Raw genomic sequence first — 13,244 nt, forward strand, 5'->3', positions numbered from 1 at the left:
ATTAAAGTTAAACGCCTTACGACAGTTATACAGGTCAAGCCTGACTCTTGCAACACATCATATTCCTGACTGTATGTATTCTGACGAATCATCGTTAAAAGTATTATGAAATTGACTTAACAAACAAAAATCATTATACCGATTTTTCAAGACGTTTGTCAACACTTTTAACTTTACACCCTTTATAAAATGAAGATCCCGAACCGCATTCAATCCCTGGTACATTATAGGCTTACTATAGGCTAAACTACAAGTCATGCATTTTGTGAGCAGGTTTGAGCTCTATCCATGAGAAGAATTCGTGTCTATTTCGTTTAATTATATTGCTTCATGATTTGAACAAAGGGATATCCATGGCCTATTATGGAACAAGATGAGCTCGTATGTTATCGGGCCAGGAAGTGAAAAATTTCTTTCCGATTGTATTGTTACCGAAAGGAGCGCGTTCCCATATGAAAGCCGTTGGCGTCATTGTTGAATATAATCCTTTACATAACGGACATGTCTACCATCTGAGTGAAGCAAGGCGGCTCAGTGGAGCGGACGTTGTTGTGGCCGTCATGAGCGGCCCTTTCCTCCAGCGCGGCGAACCCGCTATCGTGGGCAAAAGGGCACGCACCGAGATGGCGCTGCATGCTGGCGCCGATCTTGTGATTGAACTGCCGGTTGCCTATGCTGTACAACCGGCAGAGTGGTTTGCCTTTGGTGCGGTGTCGCTGCTGCATCGCACCGGCGCTGTGGACTCGCTCTGCTTCGGCAGCGAGTCCGGCGACCTGGACAGCCTGCAGCGCATTGCGCGCGTGCTGGCTGTGGAGCCCGCAGGGCTGCGCGAGGATATCGCGCGCCGCCTGCGGGAAGGCGCCAGCTACCCCGCCGCTTACGCAGGTGCGGCGGCAGCACTGGCGCCTGGCGGCGTCGATGCGGACGACGCCGCTGCACTGCTGGGGCAGCCCAACAATTCGCTTGGGCTGCATTACCTGATCGCGCTGCAACGGCTGGGCAGCGCGATCAAGCCCTTTACGGCGGCGCGTACCGGTGCCGCGTATCACGAGGCGACGCCCGGACCGGGGGCGATCGCCAGTGCAACCGCCGTCCGCCGCCTGCTGATGGCGGACGGGCCCGAAGCCGCCGCGCCATACGTGCCGGCGGCAACCCTTGCCATTCTGCGGCGCGAATGGCAGGAAGGGCGCGCTCCCGTGCACTGGGAGCGCTTTGCACAGCCGCTGCTGCACATCGCGGCCACCCGCCGTGCCTCCGAGCTGGAGCAGATCGCCGAGGTCACGGAAGGGCTCGAACACCGGCTGAGCCGCACGCTTGCTCAGCTCCCGGAGCCTTCAGTCGAAGCGTTGCTGAACGCGCTCAAGACGAAACGGTACACACGCACAAAGCTGCAGCGCATGCTGACCCATTTGCTGCTGAACCATACTAAGGCCGAGTGTTCACCCGAGAAACTGGCTGAAGGCCCAGGATATCTGCGGGTGCTGGGGTTTAATGCACAAGGACAGAGCCTCTTGAAACACATGAAAAAGACGGCTTCTCTGCCTGTGCTGATGAAACCATCGACCTTTGTCCATAACCAGCTGGAGCTGGATGTACAAGCTCAGGCAGCATACGGACTCGCCTGCGAACACGTCGATACGCGCATCATGTACAGCGACTACTATGAACCGCCTGTGAGGCTCTAGCTTTACATCCAGTCATATCCATAGCGGAATGAACATAACCATTCGAAGCCCTCAACATTATTGTTCAATCGGATCAACTCACTAGGTTTTGCCAATTTCCAACTGAATTAATGCAATCCAGATGTACCGATATAAAAGTGATCACACTCTGTTGATGATTCGTTATATGATATGGATTATTCAACCAAAAACCCCCTATTGCACACCGATTCGACATCGTTGCAATAGGGGGTTTTTACATTATTCAAGCTTTCTTTTAGCCATCCAGTTCACGAATAATGATCGTTTTATGATTTGACGGACAAGGTTTTCAGATAAGCCAGTGCGTCATCCACCGTGCTAACAGGGACAAGTTTCATTTTGGTACCAATCTGTTCAGCCTTGGTTTCAGCTTCCTTATAATTGTCCTTCGGCACAAAGAAAATTTCTGCTTCTTTCCGGTCTGCCGCAACAATTTTGTGTACAACGCCACCAATTGCGCCAACCACACCTTCTTTGTTAATCGTGCCTGTGCCAGCAATTCGGTGACCTTTCGTCAAATCTCCAGGAGTCAACTGATTGTAAATCTCCAGGGTGAACATCAGTCCGGCAGATGGGCCACCTACCTGAGTATCCGTGAAAGATATCTGTTTATCCGGATCTTCTGCTTTGACCTTCTGTACCGCACCGATCATGACACCCAATGCTGGGCGAGTTTCACCCGTTTTGCTGTCCTTCACTTCAATCAGTTGAACATCGCGGCTGATGGTCTCTCCGCTTCGCTCTAATTGCATCTCAACCGTATCTCCGACCTTTTTGTTCTTCAACAGCTCAGAGAGCACCGTATTGTCTGGAGTTGCCGTTCCGTCTACACCCAAAATAATATCTCCGGGCTCAATATCTCCCTTAGGTTTTGGATCTTCAGACAGTCCAAATACAAAAATATGCTCAGGAACGATCGAGTATTTCACTCCCGCTTGCTCATAAGCTGCCTCCATTGCCGAGGATTGTGAATCACTCATGAACCAGACCTGTTCGGCAGAGTATTCCGCTTCGCTTTTGCCGCGCAGTCGATCTTCTTTTTTATCCACTTGTGCATTTCGATTAAACAAAGAGGTTCCTAGCAAAAACACATTGGCATATGTTGCCGACACTGTCGTCATCATAAACACACCGCGTTCTTCCTCATCCCCCTCTTTCACGGTAACCATTGGTTTTACTTCATCGGCACTGCCTGGCATATAAATGATATATGGCGTTGGCATATATACCGCAACATAGACGACTAGAGCGACCACGATCACAAAGATCGAAGCTCTGAATCCGCCAGATTTCCGAATCTGATTCATTGCATGAGCCCCCGTTCTTTGCGTATCTTTCAATAATTATAAGTCTAACACTCTCATGCTTTTGCATACAATGGTACAGGCCGGATAGGCCGCTGTTTACAGTAGCCTATCCGGTCAAGGCCGAAGCGCCCACGGGCGTCATTCGGCCGTCCACAACCAATCCTGGCCGAGTGTATGCGGCACTATCCATATGAGGTGAAACAATGACAATGCAGAGCGAAGTTACGGGCTCTGGACCGTTACGAACAGTACTTCTGAGTACCGGCGCTTTATTGCTGGTAGTTGCAGTAGTTGTATCTCCGAAAGATGCATTTGATGCATCTATCCAAGGTTTGGATATTTGGTGGAAAATCATCTTTCCTGCCATGCTTCCATTCCTGATGTTATCCCAAATGCTGACTGCTTTCGGCTTCACCCACGCGCTTGGCGTCTTGCTAGGACCTTTGATGCAGCGCTGGTTCCGCCTGCCAGGCAAAGCCGGACTGGCTATTGCTGTCGGCATGTGCGGCGGCTTTCCAGCAGGTGCGGATACCGCATCCCGATTAGCGCAGGATCAACAAATTACCGCCAAACAGGCGGGTATTGTTGCAGCAGCAGCTCATTTCGCCAATCCACTGATGATTATACTTGTCATTGGTGCAGCTTTTCTCCACCAGCCTGCGGCCGGATATTTCCTTCTGATCGTTCACTGGGTTAGCGGCTGGATCGCTACCATGATCGGAGTACGTCTTCTGCCTGTGAAATCAAAAAATACCCGTATCACCATTTCATCTGCTGATTTGGAAAGCAATAAGGTTGCTTCCGATCCAAAAAAACTCACATCTGCGAGCCACACTGCTTCACTCAAAAAGCGTAGTCTGTGGTCCCAGATGATGCTTGCAGCCCGCGACGCCCAGGAACGTGACGGACGCGGGTTCGGCAAATTGCTTGGTGACACGGTCTCCCAAGCTGTACAAACGTTAATGATGACCGGAGGATATATGATTGTGTTTGCCGTATTTGTTCGGCTGCTCACGCTCTATATCACCCCGGATACTTCCGTAACTTTTTGGCCCTCACTACTGGAGCTCCATCTCGGGACCTATCACTTGAGTCAGAGCCCACTGACACCCGTTCTCCTGATATCTTTGCTTGCAGCCGTTCTCGGCTGGGGAGGTCTGTGCTCCCTTTTGCAAGTCTCCGCTGTGCTGAAAGCTGCCGGACTTGCTACAACGTCCATGCTGTATTTTGCCGGAGTCCGTCTGCTTCATGCGTTGGTTGCATTTTCCATCAGTTTGCTGCTGTGGCTGCCATTCAGCCGTTACAGCTCCGAGGTCTGGACCACTTTCCAGCCCACTTCAGGCAACCGTTTGGCACCATTTCTGAACAAGCAATCCCTGGTTGGCATGAACACCTCAGACATCATCGAGGCTGTCTGGAGCGGCTTTCCTGCTGCCTGTGTCGGTTTGGCATTACTGCTTACCGTCATGATCAGCCTGTCCGGGCTGACCTTCTGGTTCAACCGCCGTTTTTCTCGCTAATTTTTTGACGCAGCGCAGCTTCCACTTCAGGTGAGACCAAATCGGTGACATCTCCATGGTAGTGGGCAATTTCCTTGACGATGCTGGAGCTCAGATAAGAATACTTTGGATTGGTCATCATAAAGATGGTTTCCGCATCCGGATTCAGCTTGCTGTTGGTGGAAGCCAACTGCAGCTCATATTCAAAATCCGTCACCGAGCGAATGCCGCGGACAATGACCTGAGCATCTTTTTGCCGTACATAATTCGCCGTCAGATCACGGAAGCTGTCCACTTCCACATTCGGCAGATGACTCGTGACTTCCGTAATGAGACTCTTGCGTTCTTCCACCGTAAACAATGGATTTTTGCTCATATTATTCAATACAGCCACAACGACGCGATCAAACTGCTTCGACGCCCGGGCGATAATGTCCAGATGGCCCATGGTTACGGGATCAAAACTCCCTGGATATACGGCAATTCGTTCCTGACGATGTATCATTTCACTCATGAGGAGCCTCCTCTTCCGCTGGGCTAGGTTCTCCATCTTCTGTTGCTGCAGCAGGTGCATAATGATAGATGGATACAGCTGTCTCCCCATACAATGCCTTGCGCGTTTGTTCAAACGGGCCGAATTGCTCAGGGTAATTATATTTGGATTCATATTCAAGCACGACGGTCGCTTCCGGTTCAAGCAGATCCAGCTCGTGCATCGTAAGCATTAACTCGTCCCCATTTTTCATACGGTAGGGCGGATCCAGAAATACGAGATCAAATTGGGTGCTTCGCTTGGCGAGCGCCTTCAATGCACGACTGGCATCATTCCGGTATATAGCCGCCTGATCTTCCAGCTTGGTTGCCTTCAGATTCGCACGGATTACTTCAATACTCTTCGATTCCAAGTCAACAAAAACAGCCTTGTCCATGCCGCGGCTCAGCGCCTCAATACCGAGACCACCACTGCCTGCAAACAGATCCAATGCTGTACCACCCTCAAAATAAGGGCCAATCATACTAAACAACGCTTCCTTCACCTTGTCGGTGGTCGGCCGCGTTCCTGTGCCAGGAACAGCCTTCAGCGGTCTGCCTTTCGCACTCCCAGATACCACTCTCACTGATGAGTCACCTTTTCTCTCTATGTAAGTTTATTGATAAAGCTATCGTACCACAATCGGGTTCAGTTTGAAAAATAGTCCGTCTGCTTTCGCTCAAGAAAATTGTTGACCAAATTGTTGACGAAGATGTATAAAAAGGAAACTTCCAGGCCATCCTGTAATTATCGACATCACAAGTGTCGTAGACAACCGCGGAGAAGACTTACGTTTCCCCATAAGCTCTTCGTCCGGTTTCTCCTCTCCCATGAAAAAGAAGCTCTCGAAAGAGGGCTTCTTTTTGTTATCCCATATTATGTACTTGAACCAAAGCAAGTATTATATTAAGTCCCCTCATTGTTCATCTCTTTGCTCATCTCTATGTACTTCCGATTTGAACGGCGCAAGTTATTCATTGTAATCATAAGGAGAACTATAGGCAAAAAGATATTCCATGACTGATTCTTAACCATCACGATTGCAAAGAACACCATAGCTACCCATACCAATATTTCAATGGCTTCATACTTGGTTAACGTGCGCTTGAATGCTTTTCTGGAAATGAGACGAATCAGGAAATAAGCGATTAAGCAATAAAATGCGCCCATTCCCAGTATGGCAATCAGGATCAACAACATCTCCAAGAACATGCCTCTCACCTCTCAATCATCTAATTTCCTTAATTTTACCATATGAGCGAAAGAGTGTCATCGGAATACTCGTGTCTAAACTCTCCACACCGCCCCCCATTTACTTCTCTTCACTTATAACGGTCGCGTTATAGATCACAATCCGTTTGCCATCCAGATCAAAAAGTACCTTATTCCCATACTCTGTATCCTGCAAATCAATCTTACCTTCATACGTATGAATCAACTCTCCCGAGTCACTGTAAACTTTAACCACCCGTTCCAGACCGCCGGAGTTATTGGATCGCATCGTTTTCAGCGCACGCTCACCTGAAGCCGTGTTGAAATACCAGATGAAGCATCCCACGATGATGCCCAATATGACGAGTATCGTTACCCATACACCTGTCTTTGCTTTTCTACTCAAAATAAGCCCCTCCTTCTATCCATGTCCAGTACAGTACGAGACAAGTAAGGTAGCGGTTTCATTGGCCATCAGCTCATAAGAAATAAACAGAGGCCCCCAACTTGCAGAGACCTCTGTCCTTTAGCTACATCTTATATATCCCTATCCCTATTACAGCGCACGAATGACAAATTCAAATTGCAGCTCGCTGTCCGAGGCGATGCGGTATTCCGGATGAACCGGTGCACCCCAGCTATCGTCGCCCCCGACGCCCATTTGTTTGCCGGCTACCGTTACAACCGTATAATGCACCGGAGGTAGCTCATACGCATGTTGTGCATTCTCAAGCTCAAGTGCCGTATATGGAGACACATTCAGCTCAACTGGAGCTGCAGCAGATTCAATTTTGAAGCCACGTCCCGCGTTGTCGGTCAATTTCGCCCAACGTACACCGGTGCGGTTGCCGGACTCCTGCGGTACAAGATATGGCGCAACGGTATCTGCTACCTTGCTGTTATGGATACCCAGTCGTACGCCAAATGCACGGTCCGTATAGTTTTCTTCCGGTCCCAGCGCCAGCCACTCTACGTTTTCATAGTCCGGTGAAGTCTTGAAGGAAAGGGCGTGAATCGGAAGATCTGGCAAACCTGCCGTTCCTTTATACGTATTATGCACATGCACACTACCATCTGCACGCACCGTATACGCCACTTTTACTTGTACATCTGCCGAAATATTAAGCTTGTATGTGAATTCGATCCGATATTGATCCGGGTTTTGTTCCGCTTTCCAGTTCACACATCTAGGCAGCAGACTTGCAGCATACCAAGCCCCAAGCTCGAAGCCCATGGCAGTACCTTTATCATTATCTGTGGTCGCACGCCAGAACAATGGCACTGGAGGCTGAGCAATCGTCTCGCGGCCTGACAGCTTCAGAGATACCATTGTACCGAAAGCTTTGGAGAACAGGACATGGGTTTGACCAACCCTTACACCGATATTAACGTCCCCTTCTACTACCTGAATTTCATTGGTTAGATTCAGATCCGACACCGTAGTTTCTGACTTGCCCTGAGTAAATATAAACTGTCCAAAGGCAACTTCTTCGCCTTTTTCCGCCCACAGCGTATCCGCTTTTAAGATAAACGCGGTATTCACTGCATATTCCCCACCAGCAAGAGATTCCACATTAAGTGGAATCTTCACAATAGTTTCGCTTTGTGGGCCTATGTTTACGTCCAGTGTTCCGTGCTGCACTTTGTGACCTTCATGCTCCAGACTGTATACCAGTTCGAATTCAGACGTGTCCGCAAACAAATTACCGTTAACGATTTTCACACCTTCCCGATCGGGGAACAGCTTGATGTTCTGGTACAGGAATTTTACTTCCTGCATCTTGGCAGACACTTTACGGTCTGCGTACACAATCCCGTCGCCACAGAACGAATAGTCCGAAGGACGATCGCCGAAATCTCCACCATAAGCTAGGAATTCCTTGCCGTAACGATCTTTTTTGTAGATAGCCTGATCAATGTAATCCCAAATGAAGCCGCCTTGGTACATCCGATATTTATCTTCCAGTTCCGTATACTTATGCATACCGCCAATGGAGTTACCCATAGCATGCATATACTCACAACTGATATAAGGTTTCTCCGGATCAGCGTTAAGGAATTCCTCAATGTCCGCCGGTTTGGCATACATGCGCGATTCCATGTCACTCGTCTCGTTAAAGCGACGGTCGTGGAAGACTCCTTCATAGTGAACGAGACGGGTCGGATCTGCTGTTTTAAAGTATTGAGACACTTTATAAATGACTTCACCACCATGGGACTCGTTCCCACAAGACCAGATGAGAATGGACGGATGATTTTTATCCCGCTCTACCATCGACACTGCACGATCCATAACGATGTCATGCCATTCCGGTTTATCACCAGGAATAACCCATGACGGCTCAACTGCACCAAGCTTCTGCCATGATCCGTGCGTCTCCAGGTTCATTTCATCGATTACATACAATCCATATTCGTCACACAGTTCATACCACAGGCTTTGGTTTGGATAGTGAGATGTACGAACAGCGTTCATATTGTTTTGTTTGATGGTACGAACATCCCATAACATGTCTTCTTTGGTTACAGCGCGTCCACGGCGCGGATTGAATTCATGACGGTTTACCCCTTTGAAAACAATACGTTTACCATTGATGTGCATCACTTTATCAATCATTTCAAATGTCCGGAAACCAACGGACTGAGGCACAACCTCCACCAACTCACCAGTTGCATCATATACACAAATGTACAATCGATATAAATAAGGAAGTTCCGCGCTCCACAGATTTACTTTGCCAATCTCCTCACGAAGACTCGCTAGACCATTGGTAACTTCAATACCACCAAACGTTTTCACCGTGTTGCCTTCAGCATCCCGTAGTTCAGCCTCCACTTTTGCCCCCGCAGCGGCTTTCCCTTCAAGCTTAAGATCCACGTTTAGCGTACCATTGGTATAAGACTTGTCCAGATCCGTAACAACCCGCACATCCCGAATATGCGCAGCCGGTACAGTATACAGATACACATCTCTGAAAATGCCGGAGAACCGCCAGAAGTCCTGATCTTCCAGCCAGCTGCCTGTGCTGCGTTGATACACTTCCACAGCCAGTTTATTCTCTCCGTCCTGAAGGAAGGGGGTCAGATCAAAATCGGATGGTGTGAAGCTGTCTTCCCCATACCCGACAAATTGTCCGTTGAGCCATACATAGAATGCAGATTCCACACCCTGAAACGAAATATATACCGGACTGTTCTGCCAGCCTGTTGGTAAATGGAATGTGCGAATGTAACTGCCTACCGGATTCTGGTCCTGAGGTAATGCAGGTGGACGCAGTTCATTTAACCCGTCCCAAGGATACTGTGTATTTACATATTGGATCTGACCGTACCCTTGGAGCTGAATATGCCCCGGCACTTCAATATCATCCCAACCGGCACTGGAGAAGTCCTGCTTGTAAAAAGCTTCGGGACGGCAATCCGGACGGATGGCGTAATTAAATTTCCACGTTCCGTTAAGGTCGTAGCGCATAGCCATTGCACCGGATGCTTTCGCTTCTTCCATCGTGCGGTAATAACGATGATCCGAGTATGCGTTGAGGCGGTTTACTTCAAATACGCTCACATCGCCCAGCCAGTTGATATCTGCATGTGTTGCTTTCATTCGGCTCCCTCTCCTCTTGAAACAAATATATTTATTACTTATTCAGTGCAAATCCTTATTTTCCTTTTACGAAACAAACAGAAACAAACAGAAAGACAGAGGCACGCCATTTCAGGCGTCCTCTCCTCTCTTTTCTGCATTGACGTCCATTCAGACGCTTTTAAAAAGATGCATTAATTGAAATTACTTGACGGAACCTACCATACCCGCGACAAAGTGTTTTTGCATAATGAAGAATACAAGCGCTGTGGGTAATGTCGCGATGACGATGGCGGTCATGATAACACCATAATCCGGTGAATAACTGGAACCGAGGTTCGAGATTAACAGCGGAATCGTCTGTTGGTCTGGCGTTTGCAGCACCACGAGAGGCCACAGGTAGTTATTCCAGCTGCTCATGAATGTGATGATCGCAGCAGCTGCATATGTTGTTTTCATCGTTGGCATGTAGATCTTCAGGAAGATTCCAATTTCGCTCAAACCATCAATCCGGCCTGCTTCAAGCATCTCTTTCGGGAACATTTTGGTGTTCTGACGGAAGAAGAAGATCAGGAACGCTGTTGTGATAGTTGGCAGAATAACGGCGGCCAGCGTATTGATTCCAATAAACGGTGCAAAACCGGAAATCGTAGCAAACATTCGGTATAAAGGAACCATCAGCGCTGCGAACGGAATCATCATGGACAGCAACAGAATGTTAAATACGATATCCCGTGATTTCGTCCGGTACACTTCGAATCCATAACCGGCAAGAGAACCGATCAACAGTGCCAGGAGTGTGGAAATGACTGAAACGATCGCCGAATTCCCCAGAGCCTGTACCAGGTTCGTCTGCTCCAGCAATTTGTTGAAGTTATCAAGGAAAAATGAGCCGGGAAGCAATCTGCCTTTGGTGACATCTACAGAAGCGTTTGTCGAACTGACGAGCATCCAGAAGAACGGGAAGATGGACACAAATGCAACGATGGACAAGAAGACATACGTGAATATACGTTTCGCTTTTGCTTTAGCCATTTCTCTCACCTGCCACTTTGAACTGGATAATGGACAATACGATAATCATCAGCACGATGGAATACGAAACGGTTGCCGCATATCCGAAGTCCGGTGAATATTTGAACGAAAGGTTATAGATGTACTGGGAGATGGACATCGTCGCGTTACCCGGGCCACCTTTGGTGATGTTCATAATTTCATCGAAAATTTGCAATGTACCAATCGTCGATGTAATGGAGGTGAACAGGATAATCGGTTTGAGCAATGGAACAGTAATTTTGAAAAATTGCGTGAAAGCATTCGCGCCATCAATCCGTGCAGCTTCATAGATCGACTGATCAATGTTCTGAAGGGATGACAGATAGAAAATCATGTTATATCCGGTCCAACGCCAAGTAACGGCGATTATAATCGTAATTTTAGCCCAGAACGGGTCAGTGATCCATTGAATCGGTTCAGCAATCACGTGAAGATTCATCAGGAATTGGTTCACCATACCGTCAGAAGAGAACAGATATTTAAATACAACCGAGTAAGCAACCAGCGAGGTTACACACGGCAGAAAGATGGCAGTACGGAAAAAGCTGCGGAAGCGCAACGTACTGTCATTCAACAAAACGGAAATAAACAAGCCGAGAATAATCATGACAGGCACTTGAATGATCAAGTACAGAAATGTGTTGGATACGGCAGTGCGGAACGTGGTGTCACTAAATAATCGTTTATAATTATCAAGGCCCGTAAATTCAAGATTGGCTCCTACACCAGACTTGAACGATAAGAGCAGCGCTTGCAGCATCGGATAGAAGTAAAATGCAACGATCCCGATCACAGCGAGCGAAATAAAAGCCCATCCAGTCAAATTATTTTTCTTTTGGAGACTGTCTCCTGTATTCATGGCTTTCACAGTATGGCTCCTCTCTCTCCCGTGTAACATAGATAGAACCCAGGGAGCCTTCCACCATGTCCGGGTCGGCTATTGCTTGCGCCAGACAGTGGAACGGCTCCGATGCTTCCTTGGGTTCTATAAGTTACCGTGGATCATCTTAGTGTAATTGTGTTTCAGCTTGTTTCTGTGCATCAGCCAGAACGTCATCAATCGCCTTGCCGTTCAGGAAGTTCTGCATTTCAACAACCAGAATGTCCTCGATGGCATATGTGTTGATACCGTAGTTTACGCTAGGAATTTCTTGTGTCCATTTTGCAAAATCAGCAAATACTTTTTGTCCGCCGAAGAACTCATCGGCTTTATCAAACGCTTCGCCTTCTGCTGCCGGTTTGTACGTACCGATCGCACCAATGTTGTTCAGCAAATCTTGATACAATTGTTTGTCAGAACCGAATGTTTTACCCATGAAATCAGCAGCTTGGTCTGCACCAGCAACATTGTTCATGACGTACCATGAGCTACCACCCAAGTTGGATGCATGTACAGAATTCGATTGTCCAGCCATTTTAGGAAGCGGTGCTACCGCCCATTTGCCGGATTGGGATGCTTCTTGACGAACAGATGGTGTAATCCAGTTTCCTGTAGGAATCGTAGCTACATCACCGTTGTTGAATGCTGCCACGAATTGGCTCCAGTCAGAGTTCAGCTTAACGACATTTGCATCCATCATTGCTTTGTAGGTTACAAAAGCTTCTTTCAACGCTGCATTGCCAGCCAGATCAGGTGTTTTTCCATCTTCCTTGGAATACCATGAACCTGCGGATTGGATCATCATGCGGATCAGACCCAAATCGTTGGGATCAAGTGTGATCAGGTCCTTACCTGTTTTGGCTTTCACATCTTTACCGATTTTGATGTAATCATCCCATGTGATGTCCTGAAGATCAGCTGCTTTGTAGCCTGCTTGCTCCAGCAGATCAGTTCTGTAGTAGAGACCTGTTACACCGGAGTCAAACGGAACACCGTACTGTTTACCATCAAAAGCCGTAGGTCCCAGTTTGTACTCTGCGAAATCGGAAGCTTTGATTGTAGAGGACATATCTTTAAACGCATCAGGATATGCACTCAAAAAGCTTTGTGACCGATAGTCCTCAATTAGAACGATGTTAGGAAGACCACTGCTTGTTCCAGAATTCAGGCCGGTGTTCAGCTTCTGAATAATAGCATCTTGAGCATACTCAACGATGTTAATTTTCAGATCAGGATTTTCCTTCTGATATGCTTCTTTTGCTGCTTCCATTGCAGCAACGTTAAATGCCTTGTCCCAAGCCCAAATCGTAATTTCATTGGCGGTTTTTTCACCTTCACTTGCCGTATTTCCTCCACCACCGGAAGAACATGCAGACAATAACAGAACAGTTACGAGCATCAATACCCACATTTTTTTCAAACCATTCAACTCCCCTTAACCTCTTTGTTTGTAAATTGCTTACGTTTTC

At 47.8% G+C, this 13,244-nt stretch carries 11 protein-coding genes; 2 read left to right on the forward strand and 9 right to left on the reverse strand.

Annotated elements, in window-relative coordinates; all coding sequences use genetic code 11:
• Positions 1-452 precede the first annotated feature (452 nt).
• Positions 453-1,685 carry a nucleotidyltransferase gene (locus Q0V21_RS13120; protein WP_079347289.1) on the forward strand — a complete coding sequence of 411 codons (1,233 nt, stop codon included), beginning with the start codon at positions 453-455 and terminating at the stop codon, positions 1,683-1,685.
• A 287-nt stretch (positions 1,686-1,972) separates the two neighbouring features.
• Here Q0V21_RS13120 and Q0V21_RS13125 read toward each other — a convergent pair whose 3' ends face one another.
• On the reverse strand, positions 1,973-3,013 hold the full coding sequence (locus tag Q0V21_RS13125) for a SepM family pheromone-processing serine protease (RefSeq protein WP_301879279.1): 1,041 nt from the start codon (positions 3,011-3,013) through the stop codon (positions 1,973-1,975).
• A 203-nt stretch (positions 3,014-3,216) separates the two neighbouring features.
• On the opposite strand from Q0V21_RS13125, the gene Q0V21_RS13130 reads away from it, so the two are divergent.
• Positions 3,217-4,533, forward strand: a complete 1,317-nt coding sequence (locus tag Q0V21_RS13130; RefSeq protein ID WP_301879280.1) for a nucleoside recognition domain-containing protein — start codon at positions 3,217-3,219, stop codon at positions 4,531-4,533.
• Here the strand turns inward: Q0V21_RS13130 and coaD are convergent.
• The 8 genes from coaD to Q0V21_RS13170 form a co-directional block, all read right to left on the reverse strand.
• A complete protein-coding gene (gene coaD / locus Q0V21_RS13135) occupies positions 4,511-5,017 on the reverse strand; it encodes a pantetheine-phosphate adenylyltransferase (RefSeq protein WP_094936495.1) in 507 nt (168 codons plus the stop codon). The two genes, Q0V21_RS13130 and coaD, sit on opposite strands and share 23 nt — an antisense overlap.
• 1 nt (position 5,018) lies before the next feature.
• Positions 5,019-5,630: a 16S rRNA (guanine(966)-N(2))-methyltransferase RsmD gene (rsmD, locus tag Q0V21_RS13140; protein ID WP_301879282.1), complete on the reverse strand. Its 612-nt coding sequence runs from the start codon at positions 5,628-5,630 to the stop codon at positions 5,019-5,021.
• Between the two features lie 320 nt (positions 5,631-5,950).
• Positions 5,951-6,256, reverse strand: a complete 306-nt coding sequence (locus Q0V21_RS13145; protein WP_301879283.1) for a hypothetical protein — start codon at positions 6,254-6,256, stop codon at positions 5,951-5,953.
• A 100-nt stretch (positions 6,257-6,356) separates the two neighbouring features.
• Positions 6,357-6,662, reverse strand: coding sequence for a hypothetical protein (locus tag Q0V21_RS13150; protein WP_024630161.1), 306 nt, complete (start codon positions 6,660-6,662; stop codon positions 6,357-6,359).
• A 150-nt stretch (positions 6,663-6,812) separates the two neighbouring features.
• The gene (gene lacZ, locus Q0V21_RS13155; protein ID WP_301879284.1) at positions 6,813-9,860 is read right to left on the reverse strand and encodes a beta-galactosidase, LacZ type; all 3,048 of its coding nucleotides are present in this window, start codon (positions 9,858-9,860) and stop codon (positions 6,813-6,815) included.
• 183 nt (positions 9,861-10,043) lie between these two features.
• Positions 10,044-10,874 carry a carbohydrate ABC transporter permease gene (locus Q0V21_RS13160; protein ID WP_079347028.1) on the reverse strand — a complete coding sequence of 277 codons (831 nt, stop codon included), beginning with the start codon at positions 10,872-10,874 and terminating at the stop codon, positions 10,044-10,046.
• Entirely contained in the window at positions 10,867-11,754 is an 888-nt protein-coding gene (locus Q0V21_RS13165; RefSeq protein WP_024630158.1) for a carbohydrate ABC transporter permease, read from the reverse strand. The genes Q0V21_RS13160 and Q0V21_RS13165 overlap by 8 nt, the downstream gene beginning before the upstream one ends.
• A 148-nt stretch (positions 11,755-11,902) precedes the next feature.
• A complete protein-coding gene (locus tag Q0V21_RS13170; RefSeq protein ID WP_301879286.1) occupies positions 11,903-13,195 on the reverse strand; it encodes an ABC transporter substrate-binding protein in 1,293 nt (430 codons plus the stop codon).
• Between the last annotated feature and the right edge of the window lie 49 nt (positions 13,196-13,244).

Source organism: Paenibacillus sp. 11B, from assembly GCF_030487755.1.
Taxonomy (GTDB): Bacteria; Bacillota; Bacilli; order Paenibacillales; family Paenibacillaceae; genus Paenibacillus; species Paenibacillus vandeheii.

Bases quoted from the DNA above. Each gene is read 5' to 3' on its own strand.
- Q0V21_RS13125 (WP_301879279.1), bottom strand. From the start codon at position 3,013: ATGAATCAGATTCGGAAATCTGGCGGATTCAGAGCTTCGATCTTTGTG.
- lacZ (WP_301879284.1), bottom strand. From the start codon at position 9,860: ATGAAAGCAACACATGCAGATATCAACTGGCTGGGCGATGTGAGCGTA.
- Q0V21_RS13145 (WP_301879283.1), bottom strand. From the start codon at position 6,256: ATGTTCTTGGAGATGTTGTTGATCCTGATTGCCATACTGGGAATGGGC.
- Q0V21_RS13165 (WP_024630158.1), bottom strand. From the start codon at position 11,754: ATGAATACAGGAGACAGTCTCCAAAAGAAAAATAATTTGACTGGATGG.
- Q0V21_RS13160 (WP_079347028.1), bottom strand. From the start codon at position 10,874: ATGGCTAAAGCAAAAGCGAAACGTATATTCACGTATGTCTTCTTGTCC.
- Q0V21_RS13130 (WP_301879280.1), top strand. From the start codon at position 3,217: ATGACAATGCAGAGCGAAGTTACGGGCTCTGGACCGTTACGAACAGTA.
- Q0V21_RS13120 (WP_079347289.1), top strand. From the start codon at position 453: ATGAAAGCCGTTGGCGTCATTGTTGAATATAATCCTTTACATAACGGA.
- coaD (WP_094936495.1), bottom strand. From the start codon at position 5,017: ATGATACATCGTCAGGAACGAATTGCCGTATATCCAGGGAGTTTTGAT.